The 24,803-nt window shown below is 60.2% G+C and carries 25 protein-coding genes; 9 read left to right on the top strand and 16 right to left on the bottom strand.

The features are described 5' to 3' along the window. Positions 1-54: 54 nt before the first annotated feature. Positions 55-420, bottom strand: a complete 366-nt coding sequence (locus tag N1937_RS13895) for a DUF4087 domain-containing protein (RefSeq protein WP_222383997.1) — start codon at positions 418-420, stop codon at positions 55-57. 23 nt (positions 421-443) lie between these two features. After that, entirely contained in the window at positions 444-923 is a 480-nt protein-coding gene (locus tag N1937_RS13890; protein ID WP_260056411.1) for a hypothetical protein, read from the bottom strand. Between the two features lie 140 nt (positions 924-1,063). Between N1937_RS13890 and N1937_RS13885 the strand changes: the two genes are divergently transcribed. The 4 genes from N1937_RS13885 to N1937_RS13870 all read left to right on the top strand — a co-directional run bounded on the left by N1937_RS13885 (position 1,064) and on the right by N1937_RS13870 (position 5,578). After that, the gene (locus tag N1937_RS13885; RefSeq protein WP_018074237.1) at positions 1,064-1,729 is read left to right on the top strand and encodes a TetR/AcrR family transcriptional regulator; all 666 of its coding nucleotides are present in this window, start codon (positions 1,064-1,066) and stop codon (positions 1,727-1,729) included. Between the two features lie 49 nt (positions 1,730-1,778). Continuing rightward, positions 1,779-2,798: a ketol-acid reductoisomerase gene (gene ilvC, locus N1937_RS13880; RefSeq protein WP_026154226.1), complete on the top strand. Its 1,020-nt coding sequence runs from the start codon at positions 1,779-1,781 to the stop codon at positions 2,796-2,798. A 301-nt stretch (positions 2,799-3,099) separates the two neighbouring features. Continuing rightward, entirely contained in the window at positions 3,100-4,161 is a 1,062-nt protein-coding gene (locus tag N1937_RS13875; protein WP_017964999.1) for a polysaccharide pyruvyl transferase family protein, read from the top strand. A 115-nt stretch (positions 4,162-4,276) separates the two neighbouring features. Beyond that, positions 4,277-5,578 carry a Coenzyme F420 hydrogenase/dehydrogenase, beta subunit C-terminal domain gene (locus N1937_RS13870; protein ID WP_260056410.1) on the top strand — a complete coding sequence of 434 codons (1,302 nt, stop codon included), beginning with the start codon at positions 4,277-4,279 and terminating at the stop codon, positions 5,576-5,578. Here the strand turns inward: N1937_RS13870 and N1937_RS13865 are convergent. Genes N1937_RS13865 through N1937_RS13855 form a run of 3 tightly spaced genes read right to left on the bottom strand, consistent with a single transcriptional unit; the run spans position 5,552 to position 8,258 of the window. Continuing rightward, positions 5,552-6,526 (bottom strand): beta-xylosidase, encoded by a 975-nt coding sequence (locus N1937_RS13865; RefSeq protein WP_017964997.1) that lies wholly within the window; start codon positions 6,524-6,526, stop codon positions 5,552-5,554. The two genes, N1937_RS13870 and N1937_RS13865, sit on opposite strands and share 27 nt — an antisense overlap. Before the next feature lie 32 nt (positions 6,527-6,558). Then, the gene (locus tag N1937_RS13860) at positions 6,559-7,158 is read right to left on the bottom strand and encodes a histidine phosphatase family protein (RefSeq protein ID WP_162116041.1); all 600 of its coding nucleotides are present in this window, start codon (positions 7,156-7,158) and stop codon (positions 6,559-6,561) included. Continuing rightward, positions 7,155-8,258: an inositol-3-phosphate synthase gene (locus tag N1937_RS13855; protein WP_026154225.1), complete on the bottom strand. Its 1,104-nt coding sequence runs from the start codon at positions 8,256-8,258 to the stop codon at positions 7,155-7,157. The genes N1937_RS13860 and N1937_RS13855 overlap by 4 nt, the downstream gene beginning before the upstream one ends. A gap of 146 nt (positions 8,259-8,404) precedes the next feature. Here N1937_RS13855 and N1937_RS13850 point away from each other — a divergent pair, with 146 nt between their 5' ends. Then, a complete protein-coding gene (locus N1937_RS13850) occupies positions 8,405-10,153 on the top strand; it encodes a hypothetical protein (protein WP_260056409.1) in 1,749 nt (582 codons plus the stop codon). 29 nt (positions 10,154-10,182) lie between these two features. On the opposite strand, the gene N1937_RS13845 is transcribed toward N1937_RS13850, so the two are convergent. The 8 genes from N1937_RS13845 to N1937_RS13815 form a co-directional block, all read right to left on the bottom strand. Next, positions 10,183-10,926, bottom strand: a complete 744-nt coding sequence (locus N1937_RS13845; protein WP_170260739.1) for a TIGR04290 family methyltransferase — start codon at positions 10,924-10,926, stop codon at positions 10,183-10,185. A gap of 25 nt (positions 10,927-10,951) precedes the next feature. After that, positions 10,952-11,077, bottom strand: coding sequence for a hypothetical protein (locus N1937_RS31555; RefSeq protein ID WP_441005661.1), 126 nt, complete (start codon positions 11,075-11,077; stop codon positions 10,952-10,954). 388 nt (positions 11,078-11,465) lie between these two features. Next, on the bottom strand, positions 11,466-12,053 hold the full coding sequence (locus N1937_RS13840; protein ID WP_260056408.1) for a class I SAM-dependent methyltransferase: 588 nt from the start codon (positions 12,051-12,053) through the stop codon (positions 11,466-11,468). Then, positions 12,043-12,378: a type II toxin-antitoxin system RelE/ParE family toxin gene (locus N1937_RS13835; protein WP_162116046.1), complete on the bottom strand. Its 336-nt coding sequence runs from the start codon at positions 12,376-12,378 to the stop codon at positions 12,043-12,045. The genes N1937_RS13840 and N1937_RS13835 overlap by 11 nt, the downstream gene beginning before the upstream one ends. Further along, positions 12,362-12,613, bottom strand: a complete 252-nt coding sequence (locus N1937_RS13830; RefSeq protein WP_162116161.1) for a ribbon-helix-helix domain-containing protein — start codon at positions 12,611-12,613, stop codon at positions 12,362-12,364. Before N1937_RS13830 ends, N1937_RS13835 begins: the two co-directional genes overlap by 17 nt. A gap of 118 nt (positions 12,614-12,731) precedes the next feature. Continuing rightward, complete coding sequence (locus N1937_RS13825) at positions 12,732-13,109, bottom strand: type II toxin-antitoxin system VapC family toxin (RefSeq protein ID WP_260056407.1); 378 nt, start codon at positions 13,107-13,109, stop codon at positions 12,732-12,734. Then, a complete protein-coding gene (locus tag N1937_RS13820) occupies positions 13,109-13,318 on the bottom strand; it encodes an AbrB/MazE/SpoVT family DNA-binding domain-containing protein (RefSeq protein ID WP_017964988.1) in 210 nt (69 codons plus the stop codon). Before N1937_RS13820 ends, N1937_RS13825 begins: the two co-directional genes overlap by 1 nt. 347 nt (positions 13,319-13,665) lie before the next feature. Next, positions 13,666-14,766 carry a branched-chain amino acid aminotransferase gene (locus tag N1937_RS13815; protein WP_260056406.1) on the bottom strand — a complete coding sequence of 367 codons (1,101 nt, stop codon included), beginning with the start codon at positions 14,764-14,766 and terminating at the stop codon, positions 13,666-13,668. 266 nt (positions 14,767-15,032) lie between these two features. Here N1937_RS13815 and N1937_RS13810 point away from each other — a divergent pair, with 266 nt between their 5' ends. Further along, positions 15,033-16,253 (top strand): aminotransferase-like domain-containing protein, encoded by a 1,221-nt coding sequence (locus N1937_RS13810; protein ID WP_170260736.1) that lies wholly within the window; start codon positions 15,033-15,035, stop codon positions 16,251-16,253. 305 nt (positions 16,254-16,558) lie between these two features. On the opposite strand, the gene N1937_RS13805 is transcribed toward N1937_RS13810, so the two are convergent. The 3 genes from N1937_RS13805 to N1937_RS13795 form a co-directional block, all read right to left on the bottom strand. Beyond that, positions 16,559-17,602: a DUF2278 family protein gene (locus N1937_RS13805; protein WP_260056405.1), complete on the bottom strand. Its 1,044-nt coding sequence runs from the start codon at positions 17,600-17,602 to the stop codon at positions 16,559-16,561. A gap of 202 nt (positions 17,603-17,804) precedes the next feature. Beyond that, positions 17,805-18,863, bottom strand: a complete 1,059-nt coding sequence (locus N1937_RS13800; RefSeq protein WP_017964984.1) for an aldo/keto reductase — start codon at positions 18,861-18,863, stop codon at positions 17,805-17,807. 99 nt (positions 18,864-18,962) lie between these two features. After that, positions 18,963-20,861 (bottom strand): CASTOR/POLLUX-related putative ion channel, encoded by a 1,899-nt coding sequence (locus N1937_RS13795; RefSeq protein ID WP_222312669.1) that lies wholly within the window; start codon positions 20,859-20,861, stop codon positions 18,963-18,965. Between the two features lie 206 nt (positions 20,862-21,067). Between N1937_RS13795 and N1937_RS13790 the strand changes: the two genes are divergently transcribed. From N1937_RS13790 to N1937_RS13780, 3 genes are read left to right on the top strand one after another with little or no spacing between them, the layout of a single operon-like run. Beyond that, positions 21,068-22,045, top strand: a complete 978-nt coding sequence (locus N1937_RS13790; RefSeq protein WP_222291473.1) for an ABC transporter substrate-binding protein — start codon at positions 21,068-21,070, stop codon at positions 22,043-22,045. A 7-nt stretch (positions 22,046-22,052) separates the two neighbouring features. Next, positions 22,053-23,747, top strand: a complete 1,695-nt coding sequence (locus N1937_RS13785) for an ABC transporter permease (RefSeq protein ID WP_260056404.1) — start codon at positions 22,053-22,055, stop codon at positions 23,745-23,747. Further along, positions 23,735-24,787, top strand: a complete 1,053-nt coding sequence (locus N1937_RS13780; RefSeq protein WP_170255057.1) for an ABC transporter ATP-binding protein — start codon at positions 23,735-23,737, stop codon at positions 24,785-24,787. The genes N1937_RS13785 and N1937_RS13780 overlap by 13 nt, the downstream gene beginning before the upstream one ends. Positions 24,788-24,803: the final 16 nt, after the last annotated feature.

The raw sequence follows: 24,803 nt of genomic DNA, 5'->3' as shown, positions 1-24,803 counted from the left end.
TGGCGATTGGCGCATGATCGCGGCCGCCATCTGGTCTTCGGGTGATGGGATTGGTCAGCCGGGGAATTTCAGGGCCCTGTCGGCACGGCATTTGGCGAGCTTTAGCTGGCGGAAGGAGAGGATGCGGGTGATGCGGTCCTTGCCATCCGTTTCCACACTCACGCAGGCGCAGGCATAGCCGTAAGTACCGTTGGTCCTGACGTAATCATGTTCGGAGATGTCGGGGATCAGCTCCATGCCTTCGACCTCGCCGGCATCGTCGCCCTGGGTCATGATCGTCCAAGTGTTCTCCGCGTCCTCCAGCCACCAGTTGGCGGGCGTCGGATTCTCGATCCAGCCGCAGCGGGTCTCGGCGGCCCGCGCATTGGCTGCGACGACAAGAGCTGCAATCATGACCGCGGCGGCTATCTGGTATTTCATCGGCTTTTCCTCGTCGCCGGATTTTAATTGTTGATCGCGATGATCGCCCAATGGCTCGCCTCGCAGCTGTTGTCCTCGCAGATCGCGCCCATCCAGACGGCGCCGCCGGCCAGCATGACGCCGTCGCTATTGACGAAGAGATCCTCGTATTGCTGGCGCCCGACGGCGCGGCGCGTTCCCGGCATCACGAGATCGTCGAAATTGTCGATGAAATCCTCAGCGTTCTCGACATCGTAGGTCTCGCCGTTGGCCTTGACCGTCAGCGGGTATTCGGCAAGGCCGGCGATGGTCTCGGCGTCGCCTGAGCGCATCGCCTTGACAAGCTGGCGCAGCGGCCGGTCGAAGCCCGCGGCATCGCCGTGCAGTTCCTCGATGCGGTTATAGACGTCGCTGTCGGACTGCGCGAAAGCGCCTGAGCCGCCAAGGAGAATTGCTCCGAGTAGGAGAAGAGCTGCAGACAGGCGTGACATCGAAGCCTCCGGGCAAATGGTATAGCGCGACATTATGCGATCGCCGAGGATTCGCGCCTATCCAATTCTGGTGTTTCATCGCGGTTTCCCCTATTAAAAAAACCATCAGGACTTCTTGACGAGCTGATCGGTTTATCGCATAAGTCTCACGAACCGTACCGTACGGTACGTATATGGGAGCCATGATCGTGTCCGTCGATACCGCAGAGCCGAGCGAATTTTCGCCGCGCCAGAACGCCGTTCTGGAGCAGGCGTTGCAGTTGCTCGTCGATGGCGGCGAGAAGGCGCTGACGACTTCGGGTGTGGCGCGCGCCGCCAATTGTTCGAAGGAAAGCCTCTATAAGTGGTTCGGTGATCGCGACGGGCTGCTGTCTGCGATGATCGCCTATCAGGCGAGCAAGGTGCGCACCTTCGAGCGCAATGGCGAGCGGCTGACGGCGGCGAGCCTGCACGACCATGTCGTCATTTTTGCGCGTGACTTGCTGGAGGTGCTCGCCGGCGACGTCTCGCTGGCGCTGAACCGGCTGGCGATCGGCCAGTCCAACCGCGACGGCTCGAAACTCGGCAAGCTGCTGCTCGAGCGCGGCCGCCGCCAGATCGACCGGCGCGCCATGGCGCTGATCGATGCCGGGAAGCGGGCAGGGCTCCTGCGTTTTTCCGATGCCGACGAGGCTTATCACACGCTTTATGGCCTTGTTGTTTCCGACCTGCATGTGCGCATGCTGCTCGGCGAACCGGGCCTCAAGGATACCGCACGCCAGGCGGAGAGGGCGGTCACCGCCTTCCTCAGGCTCTATGGCACGGACAAGGTTCTGGCGGAGATGCCGGTTCTCGGCTGATTCCGCTTTAATGACAGTCAACAAGACAAGCAAAGGGAAGGAACTTCAAATGCGCGTCTATTACGATCGTGATGCCGATCTCAACCTCATCAAGGCCAAGAAGGTCGCCATCATCGGCTACGGTTCGCAGGGCCGTGCCCATGCGCTGAACCTCAAGGACAGCGGCGCCCAGAACGTCGTCATCGCACTCAAGGCCGGTTCGCCCACAGTCAAGAAGGCCGAAGCCGACGGCTTCAAGGTCATGACGGTTGCCGAAGCTGCCGCCTGGGCAGACCTGATGATGATGGCCACCCCGGACGAACTGCAGGCCGACATCTATAAGGCTGACATCGCCGGCAACATCCGTGACGGTGCGGCAATCGCCTTCGCTCACGGCCTCAACGTTCATTTCGGCCTCATCGAGCCGAAGGCTTCGGTCGACGTCGTCATGATCGCACCGAAGGGCCCGGGCCACACGGTCCGCGGCGAATACCAGAAGGGCGGCGGCGTTCCTTGCCTCGTTGCCGTTCACCAGAACGCGTCCGGCAATGCGCTTGAACTGGCGCTCTCCTACGCCTGCGGTGTCGGCGGCGGCCGTTCCGGCATCATCGAAACCAACTTCCGCGAAGAGTGCGAAACCGACCTCTTCGGCGAACAGGTCGTTCTCTGCGGCGGTCTGGTCGAGCTCATCCGCGCTGGTTTCGAAACGCTAGTTGAAGCCGGTTACGCGCCTGAGATGGCCTATTTCGAATGCCTGCACGAAGTGAAGCTCATCGTCGACCTGATCTATGAAGGCGGCATCGCCAACATGAACTACTCGATCTCCAACACGGCCGAATGGGGCGAATATGTCTCCGGTCCGCGCATCATCACCGCCGAGACCAAGGCCGAGATGAAGCGTGTCCTCAAGGACATCCAGACCGGCAAGTTCACGTCCGATTGGATGCAGGAATACCGCGCCGGCGGCTCGCGCTTCAAGGGCATCCGCCGCCTGAACGACAGCCACCAGATCGAGGAAGTCGGCGCCAAGCTGCGCGGCATGATGCCCTGGATCGGCAAGAACAAGCTGGTCGACAAGTCGGTCAACTAAGCGGTCCTGTGACATAAAATGAGAAAGTCGGAGTGAAAGCTCCGGCCTCCAGACTGCTGATAACCCCCGGCTGAGCTGGGGGTTATCTACTTCATCGCGACATGCAGAAGAAACGGCTCCCGAACAGGCGGCAATCGCGCACCGGCTGGTCACGTCACGCCGCGACAGGTTCCGGTTCGATGCGAATTGGCGCTCTCAGGAGAACTTCTCGTCGCGGACCAAGAGGCGAGCGTCGGTTTGTTGGGAACGGAACTGGAACTGAACGGTTATCGGAGGGTATTCGATATGCTTCAGGGACCAAATGCTTAAGGTCGGGATTCTTACCTTTCATCGCTGCATAAACTACGGCTCCTATTGGCAGGCACGCTGTCTGGCCGAAGGCCTCGCGTCCATGGGAGTCGAAGCCGTTCTCCTGGAACACATGTCCGATCGCGTGAACCGCGCCGAATGGCAATGCGCGCTGCAACCGCTGCTTCCTGTTGCAACGCCGAAGGAAGACCACCCGCTCTATAAAGCGAAGATCCGGAAATTCTTTCACTCCTTTGCCAGCTTACCTCTTTCATCGCCTTTTCCCTTGGAGAATCCGGCCGCAATGGACGAGTTTTCGCTCGTCGTCGTCGGCAGCGACGAGGTGTGGAACCTTCGCCATCCCTGGTATGGCGGGTATCCAGTGTTTTATGGTGAGGGCCTGCGATGCGGGCGCACTATCTCCTATGCCGCGACATTTGGAAGTCTGGCATCGTCGGAGCGGCTGGAGGGTTGGGCGGAAAAGTTGCGAAAGTTTTCTCATATTTCAGTCCGGGATCTCCATTCGGAGCGGATCATCCGCGAGACGCTGGGACGGGAGCCAGAACTCGTTCTCGACCCGTGTCTGCAATTTCCGCAGATGAAGACTGCGAGCAGAGATGACGGGGATGCGGCATCTTATATAGCCGTTTACGGGCACAGTTTTCCAACGTGGTTCCAGAATGCGGTGCGCCGGTGGGCAGGAGATCGGGGCTATCCGCTCGTCAGCATCGGCTATCGGAACGATTGGGCCGACGAGCAATGGATCGATGCCGGGCCGGAGGACTTCGCCAGGTTCATATCCGACGCTAAGGCTGTCGTGACGAACTTCTTTCATGGGTGCGTGTTTTCGCTTGTCAACGAAAAGCCGTTTGCATGCGTCCTCTCCGATTATCGCTCCAACAAGATTCGCGATCTGATGCAGCTTGTCCGCGCCGAGCATCATGTCCTCACCGAGGATACGATTCCATCGCATCTAGATGTTATTCTTGATAACCCACTTCCCGCGGCTATCTCGCAACAAATAACTTCCTTGCGTCATAGATCCACCGCCTATCTCAGCCATGCCTTGCAATAGCTCCCAGCAGGAGGATCATCTCACTGCGGGCATCGGCCCCGGGGATATTGCGGCCTCCGGCCTCTGCATCGGCTGCGGCTCCTGCGTCGCAAAGTCAGCGCGGCCTGATGTGCGCATGGGACTCGACCGATACGGGCAGATGAAGCCCACAGCCCCACGGACTTGGTTGCAGGGCGGTGATGAAGAGTTTGCCCGAATTTGCCCGTTTTCGCCAATGGCTCGCGACGAGGACGAATTGGCGGCCGAATATTTTCCCCGCGCGGAAAACCAAGACCCTCTACTGGGTCGTTTCGAGGCTGCTTTTGTCGGCCATGTCGAGGAAGGGGAATACCGTTCGAAGGGCAGTTCCGGGGGCATGGTCACCTGGGTGGCTGCGGAGCTGTTGCGCCTGGGGCTGGTTGACGGTGTGGCTCACGTCAAGGAGAGCGATGATCCGCAGTTGGAAGGGCGCCTGTTTCATTATTCGCTGTCACGCAATCTGCAGGAACTTCAGGCCGGCGCCAAATCTCGATATTATCCAGTCGAACTTTCCGGAGTGCTTCAGTCCATTCGCGAGGCGCCCGGCCGGTATGCCGTGGTTGGTATTCCCTGTTTCATCAAGGCGGTGCGACTAGCCTGTGCCGATGACCCAATATTGAAGGAGCGCATTGCCTTCACGCTTGGGCTGTTTTGCGGCCATATGAAAAGCGCGCGCATGGCTGAAAGCTTCGCGTGGCAGATGGGTGAGGATATCGGAAGGGTTAAACGGCTCGACTACAGGATAAAGTCCCCGGATCGACCTGCGAATTGGTATCGGACGCAACTGACACTCGAAAACGGAGATACGCGTGCCCAAGACTGGTGGCATCTGGCCGATGGGGACTGGGGGGCGGGCTTTTTTCAGAATTCCGCCTGCAATTTCTGCGACGACGTCGTCGCAGAAACGGCGGATATCGCTTTCGGGGATGCCTGGAAGGAGCCCTATTCCTCGGATGGACGAGGGACGAATGTGGTTATCGTCCGCTCAAAAGCACTTCTGGATGCGATCCTTGCTGGGATAGATGACAAGAGGATCGCACTGTCTCACGTCGACGCCGATTTTGTTGTAGCAACCCAAGCTGCGGGATTCCGTCAGCGTCGCGAGGGCCTCTCATTCCGTTTGACCTGGCCACGTAAGGGTATGCGCCCGCGCAAACGTGTCCGCGCCGGCAGCCATAGTCTGTCTTCGCAGCGCAAGGCGGTCTACATCATGCGCTACTGGATCAGCTTTTGGAGTCACCGGGTGTTTTCAATCGCCCGTTTCCTGCACAGCCTCAGACTTTACATCCTGTGGGCTCGTGCGGCCTTGGCATGCTATCAGGGGGTGGCTTATTCCCGAGGGCCGATCGGCAGGATAGCCCGGAGCCTGGGTTTAGCCGGCTCCGAGGGACGCACGTGATTCGAGGCCCAGCAATCGGGCAGCTGACTTGGCAACGCGTGACATATGTCCGCTTTCCTGGCGCGGTGCGTAGCGCTCAACCATTTCCTCGCAGAACCCGGCAAATTCTTCGGGCACCAGAGGCGGACTCGTATGGTGCGGCGCGATACCTCTATGCTCGGGCGTGAAGCAGAATGTCGCCGTTACGTCGAAGTCTTCGAGGGCACGCATCTGCCGGTCGAACCAGTCGAGGGCATTGGGCCGGAATCGGTCAGCCCAGGAAAGCCCGGTGCGCACAGATTTTACTCCCAAGCGCTTCATCCAGGCGGCGGCTTCATCCAGCCGCGGGTCTTCGAAGTGGAACCATTGCACCAGCCCGAAATCCGGCGTGTGTTTGGCAAACTCCTCAAGCGCCGGTTTGGGCGTTCCGTCTTCACGCAGAATGCCCATATAGTAGTGCCGGTAATAGGAGGAGCCTTCGGCTTCGCGATGACGGGTGGTTGCCTCCCATGATCGGGGGAGGTCGTAGAGGCTGTACCATTGTAAGCGCTCGACTTTACCCTTGAGCAACTCGGCAGTTCGTTGCAAACCCCACAACTGCACTTCCTCGGCGCCGAATGTCGAGACACCCACTTCGCTGACCCAGATCGGCAGATCGGTGACAGCGCGAATTTCGTTGATCTTCTCCGGCCACTCATGGATCTGCCAGAGGTTCCAGTCGAGCGGGAATCCATGCAGCGCGACGGCATCGAGGTGATCGAGCACGCCGTAATTTTTCATGCGGCTGATGAAGAGGGGGTCGATTGGAGATATCCCGCCGAGTACCTTCGTCAGTTCCGGATTCTTGGCTCCGATGGCATCGGCGGCGAGGATTGCCATTTGCGCAAATAGGCTCCATTCAGGATCGATTTCCGGATCCCAGTGCGATTTGTTGTTCGGCTCGTTCCAGATCATTGCAGCTTCGATCATTTGACTTCCCCGGGCAGGATTTAACGAACGGGTTATAAGGTCACTTCGTTGAGCGTCATCACTTTTGCACCCCAGTCACCGATCACAACTGTCGTGACGGAGGCGGGCGCAATATCAAATCTGGGCCAAGCATCGATCGGCAATCCTAGGACGTGACTCACACCCGCCTTGATGACATCGGCATGAGAGACCAGAGCTATTCGGTTTTTGTCACCGCCGCTGGCCAAAGTCTCCATTAGGCCGAAGATCCGAGTTTGAACGTCCAGCATCGTCTCGCCTCCTGGCGTGCGGGTGAGGCTACGTGTGGTATTCCAGCGCCGCCACAGAGGATCGTCATTAAGGACTTCGAACGTCTTTCCGGACCAGTCGCCGAAATTCACCTCGTCCAAAGCATTGTCTGTTTGCGGTAGAGACAGACCACAGGCCGATGCGATACCTTCTGCCGTCTCCCGTGTACGTTCGCGCGGGCTGGTGTAGATCTCAGTGATGTCCTCGCGGCGCAGCCTCTGCCCGAGACGCTGAACTTGCGAGCGGCCGGCTTCGCCAAGCGAAATCCCGGCCGTACAGCCGGCCAGGAAATTCCCGACATTGTCGTGGGCGGCGTGGCGGACCAGGAAGAACGTTACCGTCATTCCGCGGCCCCGCGCAAAACATCCTCCAGGTCATCGATGAAATCCTGCGTTCGCCGGCGGGCCTCGTAATCAGTGAACTGCTGCGGCGGCGATTTCATGAAATAGCTCGACGGCCCTGTCAGGGCTCCGCCAACGCCTCGGTCGAGGGCCAATTTCGCGCAGCGTATCGCATCGATGACCACGCCAGCGGAATTGGGGGAGTCCCACACCTCAAGCTTGAGCTCTGCGTTGAGCGGCACGCCGCCGAAAGTGGTGCCTTCAAGCCTGATATAAGCCCATTTCCGATCGGTGAGCCAAGGGACATGGTCGCTCGGTCCGACATGTACATCGTCTGCTGGAAGCGGAATATCCAATTGGCTGGTGACCGACTGGGTTTTGGAGATCTTCTTCGATTCCAGCCGCTCGCGCTCCAGCATATTGAGAAAATCGGTGTTTCCGCCGAAATTGAGCTGATAGGTGCGGTCCACACGGACGCCCCGTTCGCGGAAGAGATTGACGAGCATTCTGTGGACGATCGTTGCTCCCACCTGGCTCTTGATATCGTCGCCGATGATCGGCAGCTTTCGGGCAGCGAACTTCTGCTGCCATTCCGGTTTGGAGGCTATGAATACCGGAATGCAATTGATAAAGGCGCAACCTGCCGCCAGCGCCTGTTCGGCGTACCACTTCGTTGCCTCTTCCGAGCCAACGGGAAGATAGGAAATTAGCACTTCCGTCTGGCTTTGCCTGAGGATTTCCGCCACGTTCGCTGAAGGCTCGGTCGATTCCTCGATCCGATCCTGAAGATACTTCCCTATCCCGTCCATCGTCCTCCCGCGTCTCACCTCCACGCCAATCGGAGCGACATCTGCAAAACGGTGAGTGTTGTTCGGCTCGGCGTAGATCGCTTCCGCGACATCCCGCCCTACCTTTGAAGCGGCAACATCGAAGGCGCAGGATATCTCAATATCGTGCACGTGATAGCCGCCGAGATCAGTATGCATGAGGCCTGGAACCGGCTCGTTTTCCCGGGCGTTATCATAGTATGTAAGTCCTTGAACCAATGACGAGGCGCAATTGCCAACTCCCACCAATCCAACGCGAATGGATTTCGAACGCATGGTTCCCTCCAGGGGCTGCTTTCTGAGGCATCTACAAAGCTAACAAGCGGGAGCCGCAACGGTTCCCGGTTCTTCCGATTTTTTCAATTGCGACTAACGATCATCCAGCCAGTTCGGGCAGGCAACGTGGCAAAGAGGAGGACCGGATGCTGGTCTATGGCGATGTCGAGCACATCGAGAGCGCAGCAGCAGTGCGCGCATCGATCAGAGGATTGATGATGGCGTGTATCGAAATGCAGCCAAGCCGTCAGCGCCACGAAACTCTAGTCCAGGCGTTCATCCTGACCGGAGAATTGGTCCAGGCACTGGCCGATCTAGAATTCGGGAAAAAAGGCGCCGACGATGTGTCCGAGCTTCAGGACGCCGGCGCGAAACTTTTGCTCATGCAGGCGCGGGAGGTCATGCAGTCGTGGCGAGACGGATTTGGCGGGATTTTGTCCTTTCCAAAAGATTGGACAGCCAAACTCGAATCTTTGGACAGCACCGATCCGGTAAGGATGACGCGGGCAGAGGGCTACGCCTTTTATGCTTTGTATCCCGAGAGCTATATCGAAGCGGCTTCGATCTCGAAACTAACGCCTCAGACGGTCGTCATCGGGATACGGAGCATCGGGACCGGACTGGCGGCCATGGTTTCCGCAGCCTTGGGTGCCGAGCCTGCCTATTCGCTGCGGCCGACGGGCCACCCGTTCGAGCGGCAGGTAAATGCTACGCCCGATTTTTCCAAGCGCATCCTTGCCCATCCCGATACCGATTTTGCTATCGTCGATGAGGGGCCGGGGCTATCGGGGAGTTCGTTCGGCTGTGTCGGGGACTGGTTGCAGGCGAATGGCGTGGCGTCCGGTCGGCTTCACTTTTTCCCAAGTCACGCCGGTGAGCCGGGTCCGCATGCGAGCAAGACGCATCTGACCCGTTGGCGAGACCGACCACGCCATGTCGTCAGCTTCGATGATCTTACTCTGAAGGCCCAAGACCCAAAACATCGGCTGCACACATGGGCGGCCGATGTCGTCAGCGTTGCGAGATCGTCGTGGCGGGATCTGTCCGGTGGCGCATGGCGCGGCGTTCGGTATCGCGATCCTTCGCATTGGCCGCCGAGCCACATGCAGATGGAAAAACGCAAGTTCCTGATGGAAGCCGAAGGAGAATCCTGGCACGTCAAGTTTGCCGGGCTTTGCGGGAGCGACGTGGACAAGGCGCGCAGAGGCTCTTTGCTGAGCGAAGCCGGCTTTATTCCGAGGATTGCGGGCACCTGTTACGGATTCATCATCGAAGAATGGATAGATGGAACGCCCCTCGACAATAGCGGTGTAGGCAGGCGCCACATGGTGGATCACCTCGGACGTTATCTTGGTTTTCGGGCCCGTCACCTCCCGGCACGAAACGGCGGCGCGTCGATCCAGAAACTTTGCGAAATGGCAATTTTCAATATCGCGGAAGCGGCAGGATCGAACACAGCAGAAATATTGAGGCGCGCAATAGGCATGCCCGAGCGGCTAGCCGGACGATTGCGACGGGTCGATACGGACAACCGGCTTCACCCATGGGAATGGCTGACGAGCACCACCGGGCGGATCATAAAAACGGATGCGCTCGACCACAATGCGGCCCATGATCTGATTGGGTGCCAGGACATCGCCTGGGACGTCGTGGGTGCTTGCGTGGAGTTCGAACTGTCGAGCAAGGAGCGCGAACGTCTTGCCGATCTCGTCGCTCGGCAAGCGGATTGCGACTTGCGCGACGATGTACTCAGGTTTTTTGAGGCTTGTTATCTCGGTTTTCAGATAGGACTGTGGTCGCAGGCTAGGGGCAGCGTCGACTGCGCCGAGACAGCGCGCATTGAACGCACCATCAAACGTTACCTGGACCGCCTGCCCCAATTGATCGATATTTGACTGCAGAAGCGGTTTGGACCTGAATTTCTTCAGCAAAGTGCCGGAGGCGGTTCCGCCATGGGATGGCGCGTCCCATGTTCCACCAGATAAACTTCCCGTTCCGGATTTGCACGAATGACAAACCCAGCGCTTCTCAGCATCGCTTCGACTGCCGCCTTGTTCGGAATGAACCAATTGGTGGGGTCGCCGGCGTAACGTTCTTCCACGAAATAAAGCTTCGGAAAGCCGTGCTGCTCAAATATTGTCGCGTCGGAGAAGTCGTAATTTTCCTCGAGTGCCGCGACTTCCTCTTCACCCCGCTGCATGCATTGAAACAGCATCTTTCCGCCGACAACATGCTCATGCAGAAGGTCGAGTGCCAGTAGCGGATGCCGCAGGTGATAAAGGACACCCATGAAAAGGACCAGGTCAAATCTCTCCCTGAGTTTTTCCACCTCGTACACCGACATCAGCTTGAACTCGATATCCTCACCTGTCTCTCTGGCTGCGAACTCAGCTTGCCTGAGATAATGCGGGTCGGAATCGATTCCGACGACCCGCCCGGCATTTCTTCTTTTCATTTCAAGCGAGTAGAACCCGGCGTTGCAGCCGATGTCCAGAACGCTGCATCCGTTGAGATCTTCAGGCACAACCTGCTGAAAGTGTGCCCATTTGAAGGACGGATAGTCACCGAGGAAATGATCCGGCGCGGTTTGAACGCCGTTAATTCGCAGATTGTGAAACCATGGCCTCAGGGCTGCGATGTCGCTTTCCAGTCGAGCTTTCTCATTCATTCCTTACTCCAATCCGCAGCGTCGATCATTCCTTAGAATGCGCCGCCGAGATGTGTGTTCGGTTGCGCTTGAATTTTCTAACAGCCGACCGTATCTGCTCAACGGACCGAGGGCCGATCCCCGAGAGTTTGAGAAGTTCGGCGTTCTTCATGTCTGCCAATTGGCTCATTCGGTGAATTCCGCTTCTGGCGAGCGAACGGGCAATCCATCCTGGGAGACAGGTGGTCAACAAGAGATCTTTGGTATCTCCCCGTCCAATCCTCGTCCGCTTTTGAGATACCTGCGGCATGTTCAGCTATAGCCGGCTTCGTCAGATTGTGATCGAACCCCCTTGATGGTTTTCGGTTCCCGCTGAAGAAGAAAAATCCGACGATCGTGCGCGAGTTTCTCGATGTCTCAGCCGACACGAAACGACTGGGAGCCAACACACTCAAGGAGAAGGGTTTGTTCTCTATTGACGGAGGGGGAGCGGCGTTTTCACCTGAAATCGCGACGGCGCCAAGAACTGCGTGCCGAACATAGGGCGGAAGCTCTGGCCTTTATCGTTGCGCGCCCACCACGAGCCAGCGGGTCGGCTTGCCGTCATAGCCGCCGCCGTCGCTTTCGCTGATGGCGATATTCCGCCAGCCGCCCTTCGTCAAAAGCTCCGACAGCCATTCGGCTGAGGGGTAGTTGTAATAACGACCGAAGCCGTCATGGCCTTCCGCATCGCCTGCCTTGAATGTCGCGTGAATGATGCCGCCCGTCCTCAGGGCACGCCGGATGCGGGCGAAGACGGCGGGCAGCTCGGGCCTCGGGACGTGGAGAAGGCTTGCCTGTGCCCAGACTCCGTCGAAGGCGCTATCGGCGTCGAGCTCTTGGAACAACATGACCCTGATCGACCTGCCGATCAGCACTTCGGCCTTTCTTGCAAGCTCGGCCGAGCCATCCGTCGGCGTCACGTCGAAACCGTGCGCCAGCATGTAGGCGCTGTCCTGCCCGCCGCCGCAGCCGAGTTCGAGGATGGCCGCACCCGGCGCAAGCCCAGCGAGAAAGGCATCGAGCTGCTGCTTTGGCAGGCCGCGCGCCCGGTTGGCGTAGGTCTCGGCATTTTCCTCATAGAAGTAAAAGGTGCGCTCAAGAGGCATGCTGTTCGGCCGATCGCGGGCGTTGGTTGGATTGAAGATGTCTTTCGGGAAGCCGGTCCGCGTCGATGATGTCAATGACGACAATCCCTGCCGATGTCACCCGGTAGAAGGCGACGTGGCGCATGTGGAGGAGGCGGCGAAGGCCGACGCCGAGTTCGTCGCACTCTTCTCCCATGGAGGGAGCATGGGAAAGAAGCACGAAAATCCTGTCCCAGTCGAGAAGATAGGCGTCTGCCTGCGCCTCGCCGAAGTTGAGGCAAGCATATTCGTCGATGCCTGATAGCACCGCGTCCGCCTTTCGGGTCAGCCTATAGGCTATTGTCACGCAGCTTCGCCTTCGTTTCCGACAGGATGTCGGGAATGCGTCGATCGCTCGGGCCGCTTTCCTCAGCCTGTCTCAGGATGTTGCGCAGTTCGTCGTCGTCAAGCTTGTGATGGAGCTGGTCCTTCAGAATGAGCTCTGCCAGGAATGCGTCAGCACTGCTGTATCTGCCGCTTGCGACACGGTTTTCGACGTATTCCGCCAGATTATCCGGAAGCGAGATCGTCATTTTCGCCATTGGATTCGGTGCCGCCTGCACATGCCGGTTTTCAGCCATTCCAGATGCCAGATTATCATTTCCCGGTTTGTGATAGAAGCGTTGTGCCCAGCCGTCGAGGGCTTGGGTCACATGCGGATCAGTCTTTTTTATCGATATAGATGACGCGTTCGAGATCCTTGAAATGGGCATCGCAGGTCAGGATATCGGCATCGAGGCGCTCGGAGGTTGCATAAATGATCGCATCGGCGGTGGCGAGTTTATGGGCTGCCGATATTTCGGCAGCACGGCGAGCAAGCGTCGTGTCGAGAGAAACAACCATGCATGTTGCGGTATAAGCGATGAAGCTGTCGACGGCTTCCTCGTCCTTTTCGCGTGCCAGCCATTTGGAAAGCTCGAGCTGCACGATCGTCGGAACGATGCATTGATCGCGTTCCGGGATTTCGGCCTGCAGCTGGATTCCAGCAGCACTTTTCGTCAGCCATTCTATCCATGCGGAGCTGTCGATCACGCGCATCAGAAACGGTCGTTCCGGTCGCGGTAGTTTGTCTTGTCTGCACCTTCGGCGATGCCGCGAAGATCGGCAAGCGTCGGGACCGGCATCAGCAATACGCCTTTGCCTTTGGGAATGAACACGAATTCCTGTCCCGCCGACCAGTGTTGTTGTTCGCGCACTTCCTTGGGAATGGAGATCTGGAATTTTGTAGAGAGGGTTGCGGTGGCCATTCTTACCTTTCCTCTATCGATTAATAAACAGTAAGAAATCACTTGGCATCGGTCAATGGCGAACCGTTTTGGCGTCGGTACTATTTCTGTCGCCAAATGGGAAGTTGACGATGGTTTTTCCCGGCTGACTCGGCCCCAAAAAACCGGGCGGCGTCCGTTTCGAAAGCGATCCGCGGATTGCTTAATGGCTGTCGGCTCGAAGAACATACGCAGTGTATCGTGCAGATCGAAACGAACTCCGACGAGGGCGGAATAGATCGCCAGCCCGACGGCTTTTCCGGGCGAGGCGGAAAGCGGCGTCCACCATGTCGGTGCTGACGCCGCCGTTGGTGTGGAACGTCCGGATTTCAGGCCGGGATGAGGCGCGTCCAGCCGTGCTCATCGTTCGTTACGCCCTTCTGCAGACTGACGAGCTGCTGGCGCAGTTCGCCGGTCAACTTGCCGGTCTGTCCGTTTCCCACTGGAAATTCGCCGCCGGCATGTCGAACCAGGCCGATGCCCGCCAGGACTGCGGCAGTGCCGCAAGCGAAGGCTTCGGCGAGCCTGCCACTGGCAGCGTCGTCTTGCCATTCCGCGAACGAGTAGGGGCGCTGCTCGACGCGCAAGCCCCTTTCTTCGGCGAGTACGATCACGGAGGCCCGGGTGATGCCCGGCAGAATCGTGCCGCCAAGGGGCGGGGTCACTACTGATCCATCGTTCATCACGAAGAAGATGTTCATGCCGCCGAGTTCTTCGACCCAGCGGTGCTCTGCGGCGTCCAGGAAGACGACCTGATCGCAACCCTTCTTCGACGCTTCGGCTTGCGCCACGAGGCTGGCTGCGTAGTTTCCGCCGCATTTTGCCGCACCCGTGCCGCCGCTGGCTGCACGGGTGTATTCGGTCTCGACCCAAAGGGAGACGGCCTTCGCGCCGCCCTTGAAGTAGGCGCCGACCGGAGAGGCGATGATGCAGAAGATATATTCCTGAGCCGGACGAACGCCGAGAAACGCCTCGTTGGCGAACATGAAGGGGCGAATGTACAGGCTGGCGTCGCCGGACGGAATCCAGGCCTTGTCGACGCGGACCAGTTCTTCGACCGCCTTCAGGAAGAGTTCTTCCGGCACGGGAGGCATCGCCATGCGGTTTGCCGACTGCATGAAGCGGCGGGCGTTCTCTTCAGGCCGAAAGAGCAGGATCCGGCCATCATCTGCCTTGTAGGCTTTCATGCCTTCGAAGATTTCCTGAGCGTAGTGCAGCACGGCGCTCGCAGGGTCGAGCTCCAAGGGACGCCTCGGCGTAACCTTCGTATCGTGCCAGCCCTTGTCGGCAGTCCATCGTGCCAGGACCATATGATCCGTGAAGACCTTGCCGAAGCCGGGCGTCGCCAGTGCCTGGAAGCGGTCGGCGTCGGAGACGGGGGACTTGTGGAGTTCGATTTTGATTTCAGGAGAGGCCGACGTCACGGTCATTGCTGGCACCTTGATAGTACATTGAATAGTGGCGGCGACACTAGCGCCGCCGAGCCGGTCTTGGAAAGGTCTGAATCAGCCGGTTCGGCTTTGATCAGCGGAATAATCGCTTGATGGGGCTGACATCGAGCAGCAAATTCTGGATCGAGCGCCTTGATATCGGACGGAGTCTACACTTGTCACTATGACAAGAAAATAGGTCAGTATTATTGACATAATTTCCGCGGCATGATTTGTCGGCGGTATAGAAAATACGAGGAAACTTCATGCTGAACTGGGACACCATGTTTGCGTCGCGCTCGTCGCGCATGCGCGCATCCGAAATCCGCGAGCTCCTGAAGCTTCTCGACCGGCCCGACATCATCTCCTTTGCCGGCGGCATTCCTGATCCGGCGCTGTTTCCGGATCGAGAGTTCAAGCAGGCCTATGCCGATATCTTCGACGGCGCAGCCGTCAATTCGGCGCTGCAATATTCGGTCAGCGAGGGCTACAAGCCGCTGCGCGAATGGCTGGTCGGGCAGATGGCGGCTCTCGGCATCCCTTGCGAGCTCGACAATGTCTTCATCGTGTCCGGTTCGCAGCAGGGTCTCGATTATCTCGGCAAGCTCTTCCTGTCGCCTGATGACACCGCACTCGTGACTTGGCCGACCTATCTCGGCGCGCTGCAGGCCTTCAACGCCTATGAACCAGCCTACGACCAGCTGACGCCGAACGGTAATCGGACGCCCGAGTCCTACCGCGCGGCCGCTTCCGCTGCCGGCGGCAAGGTGAAGTTCGCCTATCTTTCCGCCGACTTCTCCAACCCGACCGGCGAGACCGTCGATCTCGACGGCCGCAAAAAGGTCTTGGCACTGGCAGAAGATCTCGACATCGCCCTCATCGAGGATGCGGCCTACCAGTCGCTGCGTTACGACGGCGATCCGATCCCGCCGATCCTGGCGCTCGAGATCGCCGAGAAGGGCCATATCAACGATACGCGCACGATCTATTGCGGCAGCTTCTCGAAGACGCTGGCACCCGGTCTTCGCGTCGGCTTCATCGTCGCAAACGCGCCCGTCATCCGCAAGCTGGTGCTGATGAAGCAGGCGGCCGACCTGCATTCTTCGACGATCAACCAGATGGCGATATCAGATGTCGCCGAGCGCGGCTTCGATGCGCAGGTCGCCAAGATCAAGGCCGCCTACAGCAAGCGCCGCGACTGCATGCTGGCCGCACTTGACAAATACATGCCGGAAGGCACCAGTTGGACGAAGCCGGAGGGCGGCATGTTCATCTGGATCACGCTGCCCGAGGGCATGGACGGCGCCAAGCTGCTGGCGAAATCACTCGAAACCGCCAAGGTCGCCTTCGTGCCCGGCAAGGCGTTCTTCGCCGATGGTTCGGGCGCCAACACCTTCCGCGTCAGCTTCTCCTGCGCCAACGAGCAGATGATCGAGGACGGCATTGGTCGCCTGAGCGCGCTGATCTCGGCCGAAATCGGCGGCTGACGTGAGAGGTTGAGGAGAGGGCGTGCCGTGCGGCCCCCTCATCCAACCCTTCGGGCCACCTTCTCCCCGCTGGGGAGAAGAGGGAACCAAGCCGTAAGCTTTCGCTTACATAACGAACGCTTTCGAGGAGGCGAGGCGTTGCCGCGAATCTCTTCTCCCAGCGGGGAGAGGTGGCGGCAGCCGGTTGAGGGGGTGAGCGGCAGAGAGCCGCGAATGCACTGAGCGCATACGAAGAGCAACATGTGGCACAAGCCATACAGCTCCATAGGCTCCCCGTTTTGCAAACCAGGCAGCCAGGGCGCCAATCAGAAGATCGTCGTCCAACCTTCGTTCGCCGTCTCGCTCTTGCCGTAGCCGACCCGGTCGGCCACGGCGCCGTCAGCATTGCGAAGGATGATGTCGCCGCCCCTGTTGGCAAGCTGCGGGCCGCCGGCTGCGGCATCGAGCGCTATGGTGCGCAACTCGCCGGCGCTAAGCGATCCCGACAGCGTCTGGCTCCTGCCGTTTTCGTCCTCCAGCTTCCAGCCGTCGAGCGATGCCTCCATGTCGGAGCGGTTGATGATCGTTACCGTTTCGGCCTCGGTGCCGCCTTCGCCGTTTACCGGGTTGATCAGCGCGGCGACGATGCGCAGCGACGAGGCGACGATCGGCTGCGGCCGGCGTGTGCCTTCGCCGCGGCCCTGGCCGCCGCGGCTGTCGGAAAGCGGATGACCGGTCAGCGCATCGGTGTTCCAGTTCTGCGACTGGAAGCAGAGGAAGATCGCCGCCCATTCGTCGGTATCATTGAAATGGACGAGCAGGGCGCCATCCTGGTTCGGCCCGTTGGTGGCCTTGAAGCTGCCGCCATCGCCCTGGTTCATGTGGATGTCGTGGATGCCGTTGCCCGGTTCGAAGTCGAAATATTGGTCCGGCTTGTTGTTCTCAGGCCCCCAGGCCTCGCCGAAGGCGTAGAAGTGTACGTCGGAATCGACAATGCCTTCCTGGACGATCGGCTCGATGAAGTCACGCAGGTCGTTCTTCGGGCCGGTGAGCTGAAAGGGCGCGACATTCATGTCCTCGCGCTCGATCAGCCCGCCGCGGACATAGTCGATGGCAAGCTCCGGACGGTCCTTGCGGATGTCGGTCAGGCCCATCGGCAGGGCTTCGAGCGCCTCGGTCAGCGCCGGGTGCTTGAAATCGACGATATTGGCGTAGAGCAAGTCGTGCGGCGATTCCTTGGAGCGGACGTTGAGCGCGATGCGGTGGCTGACGCCGTTCGCCTCAATGCGGATCTCGATGTGCGGATCGTTGTCGTCGTCGAGGGCGAGTGCGCTCGCCGTACCCTTCAGGACCTTGTAATTCTTCAGCATGGAGAACCTCGCGGGAGTGGCGGGGTCTTACGATAACACGGCGAAAGCGCATCTTTTGTGACGGCTAAAGTATGGCGCGATCTTTCAGATTCGCCTGCCACACTTTAGGTCTTTGATTGAGCATGTCGTGGTCGCGAAACCGCTGCACACTTTCGCGCGACATGCTTTGTCTTCCGCCGTGCAATGCCGGATCCGCTATCGCCTATTGCTGGAGATGCGGGCCGAAAAGCTCCAGGTCGGCTTCACCAAGCCTGTCGCTAACCGTGTTCAACTGATGCCAATAGGGATAGATCACCGGCGGCAAGCTGACCGCGTCGAGGCGCTTGCGTTCGTCGTCCGTGAGTTTCAGCTCGGCAGCGGCGATGTTGTCGCGGAACTGGGCTTCGGTGCGGCCGCCGATGATGACCGAGGTCACGGCCTTGCGGCCGATCAGCCAGGCGAGCGCCACCTGTGCCGCCGAAACGCCGCGCTCTTCGCCGATCGCGACCAACGTCTCGACGATGTTCCAAAGGCGGTTCTCGTCGCGGATCGGCGGTTCGGTCCAGCCGGCGAACTGGCGCGTGCCTTCGGGGGCTGCCTGGTTGCGGCGATGCTTGCCGGAGAGTAGGCCGCCGGCGAGCGGGCTCCAGACCAGCACGCCGAGACCCTGGTCGATCGAGATCGGCAGCAGCTCGTATTCGGCGTCGCGCGCTTCCAGCGTATAGTGGATCTGCTGGCTGACGAAGCGCTGGTACCGGTGCTCGTTGGCGATGCCAAGCGCCTTCATGATGTGCCAGCCTGAATAATTCGAGCAGCCGACGTAACGCACCTTGCCCTGCCTGATCAGGGTGTCGAGCGCTTCCATCGTCTCTTCCAGCGGCGTCTGCCCGTCCCATTCATGCACCTGGTAGAGGTCGATGACATCGGTCTTCAGGCGCTTGAGGCTCGCCTCGCATTCGCGGATCAGGTGGTAGCGCGACAGGCCCTGGTCGTTCGGGCCGTCGCCCATGCTGAAGCGGGCCTTGGTGGCAAGCAACACGCCCTGCGGCCGCTTGCCGCCGAGCACATCGCCGATGATGTTTTCGCATTCGCCCGATGAATAGGCATTGGCAGTGTCGATCAGGTTGATGCCGGCATCGATGCATATGTCGATCATCTTGCGCGCCTCGGCGACGCCGAGGTCGCCGACGGTCTTTGCCCAGCCGACGCCACCGAAGGTCATCGTGCCCATGGTCAAAGTCGAGATCTTCAGGCCGGAACGGCCGAGCAGACGATATTCCATTGAAATTCCTCCCTCATCGAAATGTGAGTGACGTAGCGCAAAGCACGGCAATGGCAAATTGCCGCGCGTTCACGCCTGCGTGAACTCTCACACGCGGGTTCACTGGCGGGCGAGGATGATCAGGCGATCGGCCTCGGCAAAGGCCAGAAGATCCGATTTCCCGGGATTGACGACGACGCCGGAAAGATTGCGGGCGTCGGCTTCTCCCTGCCGCTGCCGTTGATAGCCGATCGCGACCTCGCCGCGGCGTAGCGCCGCAAGGCAGATCGTATAGAAGGTCAGCGGCTTGTCGATCGAAACATAGTCGGTGACGGCGCGCATGTAGATTTCCGAGCCGTCCTCGTCGAGCAGTTCGTCGAAGATCGCCGCCATCTGGCCGTTCTCGGAGGCCTGCGCCAGCATCAGGCTGACGAGCTTGTTGCTGACGACGAAATCGTCGGCGCGGGTGACGGCGGCAAGCTCACGGTTGCGCACGTCAATCATCTCGCTGACGATGCCGATGTGGCGGCCGGTCTTCTCGGCGATCCGGCGTAGCTGCAAAAGGGTGACGAGCGTGCGGGTGTCGGCGGGTTGTGCGGCCATGTGGTCGGAGTAGCCGAGCACAAGCACGTGGTCGTAGCCGGGAATATCGAGGTCGTCGAGTTCGGCGCGGCTGCTGGTGTCGGTGACGCGGCAGGTGACCGCCATGTTGTCGCTTGCAAACGTCAGGCCACGAACCTCCTCTTCGATATCGGGCGTATCGGCGGCAATGGTGAGTTGCGAACCCGTGGCGACATAACGCGACAGCTCGCGGGCGATGATCGGGCCGCGGCGGTTCCAGCCGAGCATCAGCGTGCGCTCCGCCTTTGCCTCGCGTGTCACTGGAGCCCGGATCGCCTCCTTGTCGACACGCATCTCGGCGGCGGCGCTTTTGATGGCGGCATCGTCTTCGGCGATGATGATGGCGCACTCGCCGGGCAGGAAGATGCGGTTTGCCGGCGGGTTGAGATGGACCGCGCCCTGGTTGTCGCAGAAGCCGATCAGCGTCGAGGTCTCGTACATCATCACCGCGGCGCCGAAGCTTTTACCGGAGAGTTCGGGCTGCTCGAGCGTATAGATCTCGCAGCCTTCGAAATCGAGCAGTTCGGAATAGACGCCTGACAGTCCCGACTGGCGGCTGGAATGGGCGACAATGCGCGAGATCAGGTCGTCGGCAAGCACCAGTTGCAATTCCTTGCCGCCGACGATGCGCGCCACCTCGGCATTCCTGGTGTCGCGGATTTCGGCGGCGATCTGGTAGGGCTCCTTGCGGCGGCCGGGATCGTTGACGAGGGCGAGCACCGTCTTGATGACTTCGGAATCGGCATGGTCGCCTTCCGGCGACAGCACGATGATCGAGCGCGAGGTGTGCGGATTGACGATGTTGATGTCGTAAAGATCAGTCGGATCGCCGCTGCGGCAGATGATACGGGTGTTCCTGAGATTTTCGATCTTGTCGGCAAGCTCGTCCTCCATCTCCACCTTGTCCTTGGCGGCCATGATGACAATGCGCGGGCGGCGCCGGCTGGTGTTGGCAATGACGAGTTCGGAGATGACGTCGAAGATTGAGGGCGACCAGTTGAAGATGATCGTATGGTCGTTTTCGAGCACCTGCGAGCGGCCCTTGCGCAGGTCATCCAGCTTTTCCTCGATGCCGGAACTCAGCACGCCGATCAGGGCCGAGAAGACGAAGATGCCCGATATGGTGACGACAAGGGAGACGCCGCGGAAGGGCCAGCCGATATCACCGCCCATCGTGCCGGCGTCCATGGTGCGCATCAGCGATTCCCAGGCACCCTCGACGAAGCTCATATGCTCGCCGCCGTCGGGCGCAATACCGGTCAGCGCAAGCAGCAGACCTGCAGCGATGATGACAACTAGCGATATCACCGCCAGCCAGCCGATCAGGGCGATCGGGCCGGCGGCCATGCTCTTGTCGAACTGGTAGCGCAGGCGCGCGCGCCAGGGTGTCCGTCTCATTCTTGCCATCCCCTCGAATCGGCCCGGATCGGGCCGCGTTCATAGGCGATTCCAGAAATCGGGGGGGCGATCAACTGTATTGTCGGCAGGGCAGGCGAACCACCAAGGAAGGTTGTGGGAATGGCCCGCGTCGGCTGCGGCGCCCTGTCACATGTCTGTCAACGACCCCTAATAAGGGAGGGGTATCGAAATCGAGGATCTTCCCCATGAAAACCATCGTTTCCGCCGCAGCGCTTCTCGCCGCGAGCCTGTTTGCCATTCCGGCGTCCGCCGCAAACCTCGTTCTCTATACCAGCCAGCCGAACGAAGACGCACAGGCGACGGTCGACGGCTTCATGGCTGCCAATCCCGATATCAAGGTCGACTGGGTTCGCGACGGCACGCCGAAGATCATGGCCAAGCTGCAGGCCGAGATTCAGGCCGGCAACCCGGTTGCCGATGTTCTGCTGATTGCCGACGTGGTGACGCTGGAGCGCCTCAAGCAAGATGGAAAGCTCATGGCCTACAAGTCGCCGGAAGCCGCAGGGTACGACGCCGCCCTCTACGACGCCGACGGTTACTACTACTCGACCAAGCTGATCACGACAGGCATCATCTACAATACCTCGGCCGCGATGAAGCCGGCGAGCTGGAAGGACCTGACCAAGCCGGAAGCCAAGGGCCTCGTCACCATGCCGAGCCCGCTTGCCTCGGGTGCGGCCCTCATCCACGCCCAGACGCTCGCCGCCGTTCCCGGCCTTGGCTGGGACTTCTACAAGTCGCTCGCGGAAAACGGCGCAATCGCGGCCGGCGGCAACGGCGCCGTGCTGAAGTCCGTCGCCTCGGGTGAGAAGGCTTACGGCATGGTCGTCGATTACCTGCCGATCCGCGAGAAGGCCAAGGGCGCTCCGGTCGAGTTCGTCTTTCCGAGCGAAGGCGTTTCGGCCGTCACCGAGCCGGTCGGTATCCTTGCCAGCACCAAGAACGCCGATGCCGCCAAGGCGTTCGTCGATTACGTGCTTTCCGAAAAGGGCCAGCAAGGCTTCCTGAAGCTCGGCTACATCCCGGCCCGCAACGGCATGAAGCTGCCGGAAGGCTTTCCGGCGCGAGACACCATCAAGATCCTGCCGATCAAGGCGGCCGAAGCGTTGAAGAATACCGATCAGGATCTCAAGACCTTCTCGGGCATCTACCGCTCGAACTGATCCTTTCATGCACGGATACATCAAAACCGGAAACAGCCAGCCCGCCTGGCTGTTTCCTTTTGTCGTCATCATCGTCCTGATGCTCAGCGTGCTGCCGCTCGCCCATCTTGCCATGGTCGGGATCGCGGCTTTCGCCAATGGCGGCGTGATGACGGTTCTGAGCGAAGCCTCGCTCTGGTCGGCAACCTATTACACGATCGTCACTGCCATTTTGGGCACGATCATCTCGCTTGTCATCGGCTGCCTCTTTGCTTTCCTGCTGACGCTGACCGATATCCGCGGCAAGGGGCTGCTCAGCTTCTTCTTCGTGCTGCCGATGATGATCCCGCCGCAGGTGACGGCGCTGGCCTGGGTGCAGATGTCAGGCCCCTCCAGCCCGCTGTTGAAGGCGCTGCACATCGCTCCGCCGCTCGGCTCGCCGCAGCCGCTCTATTCGGTGGGCGGCATCGCGCTGCTTTATGGCGTGCAGCATGCGCCGCTGGTATATCTGGCGCTTCGAGCCGGGCTGATGACGCTGCCGCGCGACGGGGTCGAAGCCGCACGGCTTTCCGGCGCTTCAAGCTTGCGGGTGTTCCGCGACATCATTCTGCCCCTGTCGCTGCCCGGCATCATCGCGGGTGCGGCGATCTCCTTCGTCTCCTGCACCGGCAATTTCGGCATTCCCGCCATTCTCGGCATTCCGGCCTCGATCTTCACGCTGCCGACGTTGATCTTCACCAAGTTTTCCGCCTTCACCAGCCGTACCTTCGGCGACGTCGCCGTGCTCTCGGCAATCATCGCCAGCATCTCGGTCGTCGGGTTGATGATCCAGGACCGGGCGCTGCGCGACCGCGACTACCGCGTCATCGGGTTATCCGGGGCGAGTGCGGCCTTCGAACTCGGCGCCTGGCGCCTTGTTTTCACACCGCTCGTATGGGCGATCCTGTTCTTCATGCTGGCAGCACCCTTCTTCGCGCTTGTCGCCGGCGCGCTGGTGCCGGCCTATGGCGTGCCGCTCACCTTTAAAACCATGTCGCTGCATGCTTTTGAGGAGATCCTGTTCCGGCAGGCGGTGACGCGCACCGCCTTCATCAACTCGCTGTCACTTGCCGGCGCGACCGCGCTTTGTCTCCTCGTGGTGACGGTGCTTGCGGCCTATGCGCTGGCACGACGCAGGGATCTGGCTTCCCGCATCGTCTCCAGCCTGATCGAGATACCCTATTCATTGCCCGGCATCGTCATCGCGGTCTGCTTCATCCTGGTGTTCGCAGCACCGATTCCAATCCTGCACGTCTCGCTCTACGGCACGATCTGGATCATCCTGATCGCCTATTTCTCCTCCTTCTTTGCCGTCAGCCTGAAGCCGGTGGTCAGCGCCTTCCACCAGCTCGATCCGGCGCTGGAAGAGGCGGCGCGGCTTTCCGGGGCCGGCTTCTTCCGCCGGCTTTTCGATATCATCGTGCCGCTGATTGCGCCCGCCGCCGGCGCGTCGGTCATCCTCGTCTTCCTGATCGCCTGCAACGAGCTGACGATTTCCGCGCTGCTCTGGTCGGCCGGCACGCAGACGCTCGGCGTCGCCATCTATAATCTTGACGACAGCGGCAGCTCCGACCTTGCCTCGGCGCTTTCGGTGCTCGTCGTCCTCATGGTCATCGTGCTGATGTTGTTGCTCGAAATTCTGGCGAAACGGCTGCCGAAAGGAGTGGTCCCATGGCGAGGCTGACCCTCAACCAGCTCGGCAAGGATTTTGGTACAGGCCGGGCCGCCGTCAGCGGTTTTTCGCTCGAGGTGCGCGAGGGCGGCTTCCTGGCGCTGCTCGGGCCTTCCGGCTGCGGCAAGACGACGGTACTGCGCATGATCGCCGGTTTCGAGACGCCGAGCGACGGCTCCATCCATCTCGGCGAGCGATTGCTTGCCGATGCCGCGCAGTCGCTGCCGCCGGAAAAGCGCAACATGGCGATGGTCTTCCAGTCCTATGCGCTTTGGCCGCATATGAGTGTCGCTGACAATGTCGGCTATCCCCTCAAGGTGCGCGGCATTTCGGGCGAGGCCTACCGGATGAAGGTGCGTGACGCGCTCGGCACCGTGCGGCTTGCCGATTATGCCGAACGGCGTCCAGCCGATCTCTCCGGCGGCCAGCGCCAGCGCGTGGCGCTCGCCCGCTGCCTGGTGACATCACCCGACGTGGTGCTGCTCGACGAGCCGCTCGCCAATCTCGACCGGCATCTGAAACAGGAGATGGAGGAGACTTTTCGCGAGTTCCACCAGCGCTCGGGCGCAACGATGATCTACGTCACCCACGACCAGAGCGAGGCGATGGCGCTCGCGACCGACGTCGCCGTCATGTCGGAAGGGCGGCTGCTGCAGGTGGCGGCTCCCGTCGAGATCTACGCGCGGCCGGAAGGACGCATCGTCGGCGGGCTGATCGGGCGAGGCGCGATCGTGTCGCTGCCGCGTGCTGCTGGTGACAACAGGGCGCTGGATTGGCAGGCGCTGGAGCCGATGTTTGCTGGCACTGTTACCAGGGCAGCCAACGGCGACAGGATTGATGTCCTCGTCCGGCCGGAAGATGTTATGGTCTCCGGCGAGAATACCGCTGGCGAGGGAATCGCGGCGATGGTCGAGTCCGTGCTCTTCGAGGGCGAGCGTTATGCGCTGAAGCTCGTCCTCACCGACAATCAGGTGCTGCGGGCCTATGCCCGTTTTCCCGTCCGGACGGGTGACAGCCTCAGGCTATCGGTACGCGCGGCGTGGCGGCTTTGAGACGCCGTGCCCCGCC

The organism is Rhizobium sp. WSM4643, from assembly GCF_025152745.1.
GTDB classification, from domain to species: domain Bacteria; phylum Pseudomonadota; class Alphaproteobacteria; order Rhizobiales; family Rhizobiaceae; genus Rhizobium; species Rhizobium leguminosarum_I.
The sequence above is the reverse complement of the archived record's forward strand: the minus strand, read 5'-3'. Positions and strand labels throughout refer to the sequence as shown.

Bases quoted from the DNA above. Each gene is read 5' to 3' on its own strand.
- N1937_RS13825 (WP_260056407.1), bottom strand. From the start codon at position 13,109: ATGCGCGTGATCGACAGCTCCGCATGGATAGAATGGCTGACGAAAAGT.
- N1937_RS13830 (WP_162116161.1), bottom strand. From the start codon at position 12,613: ATGGCGAAAATGACGATCTCGCTTCCGGATAATCTGGCGGAATACGTC.
- N1937_RS13875 (WP_017964999.1), top strand. From the start codon at position 3,100: ATGCTTAAGGTCGGGATTCTTACCTTTCATCGCTGCATAAACTACGGC.
- N1937_RS13850 (WP_260056409.1), top strand. From the start codon at position 8,405: ATGCTGGTCTATGGCGATGTCGAGCACATCGAGAGCGCAGCAGCAGTG.
- N1937_RS13820 (WP_017964988.1), bottom strand. From the start codon at position 13,318: ATGGCCACCGCAACCCTCTCTACAAAATTCCAGATCTCCATTCCCAAG.
- N1937_RS13855 (WP_026154225.1), bottom strand. From the start codon at position 8,258: ATGCGTTCGAAATCCATTCGCGTTGGATTGGTGGGAGTTGGCAATTGC.
- N1937_RS13865 (WP_017964997.1), bottom strand. From the start codon at position 6,526: ATGATCGAAGCTGCAATGATCTGGAACGAGCCGAACAACAAATCGCAC.
- N1937_RS13780 (WP_170255057.1), top strand. From the start codon at position 23,735: ATGGCGAGGCTGACCCTCAACCAGCTCGGCAAGGATTTTGGTACAGGC.
- N1937_RS13795 (WP_222312669.1), bottom strand. From the start codon at position 20,861: ATGAGACGGACACCCTGGCGCGCGCGCCTGCGCTACCAGTTCGACAAG.
- ilvC (WP_026154226.1), top strand. From the start codon at position 1,779: ATGCGCGTCTATTACGATCGTGATGCCGATCTCAACCTCATCAAGGCC.
- N1937_RS13895 (WP_222383997.1), bottom strand. From the start codon at position 420: ATGAAATACCAGATAGCCGCCGCGGTCATGATTGCAGCTCTTGTCGTC.
- N1937_RS13790 (WP_222291473.1), top strand. From the start codon at position 21,068: ATGAAAACCATCGTTTCCGCCGCAGCGCTTCTCGCCGCGAGCCTGTTT.
- N1937_RS13800 (WP_017964984.1), bottom strand. From the start codon at position 18,863: ATGGAATATCGTCTGCTCGGCCGTTCCGGCCTGAAGATCTCGACTTTG.
- N1937_RS13845 (WP_170260739.1), bottom strand. From the start codon at position 10,926: ATGAATGAGAAAGCTCGACTGGAAAGCGACATCGCAGCCCTGAGGCCA.
- N1937_RS13885 (WP_018074237.1), top strand. From the start codon at position 1,064: ATGGGAGCCATGATCGTGTCCGTCGATACCGCAGAGCCGAGCGAATTT.
- N1937_RS13860 (WP_162116041.1), bottom strand. From the start codon at position 7,158: ATGACGGTAACGTTCTTCCTGGTCCGCCACGCCGCCCACGACAATGTC.
- N1937_RS13785 (WP_260056404.1), top strand. From the start codon at position 22,053: ATGCACGGATACATCAAAACCGGAAACAGCCAGCCCGCCTGGCTGTTT.
- N1937_RS13890 (WP_260056411.1), bottom strand. From the start codon at position 923: ATGTCGCGCTATACCATTTGCCCGGAGGCTTCGATGTCACGCCTGTCT.
- N1937_RS13870 (WP_260056410.1), top strand. From the start codon at position 4,277: ATGGGACTCGACCGATACGGGCAGATGAAGCCCACAGCCCCACGGACT.
- N1937_RS13805 (WP_260056405.1), bottom strand. From the start codon at position 17,602: ATGCTGAAGAATTACAAGGTCCTGAAGGGTACGGCGAGCGCACTCGCC.
- N1937_RS31555 (WP_441005661.1), bottom strand. From the start codon at position 11,077: ATGAAGAACGCCGAACTTCTCAAACTCTCGGGGATCGGCCCTCGGTCC.
- N1937_RS13810 (WP_170260736.1), top strand. From the start codon at position 15,033: ATGCTGAACTGGGACACCATGTTTGCGTCGCGCTCGTCGCGCATGCGC.
- N1937_RS13815 (WP_260056406.1), bottom strand. From the start codon at position 14,766: ATGACCGTGACGTCGGCCTCTCCTGAAATCAAAATCGAACTCCACAAG.
- N1937_RS13840 (WP_260056408.1), bottom strand. From the start codon at position 12,053: ATGCCTCTTGAGCGCACCTTTTACTTCTATGAGGAAAATGCCGAGACC.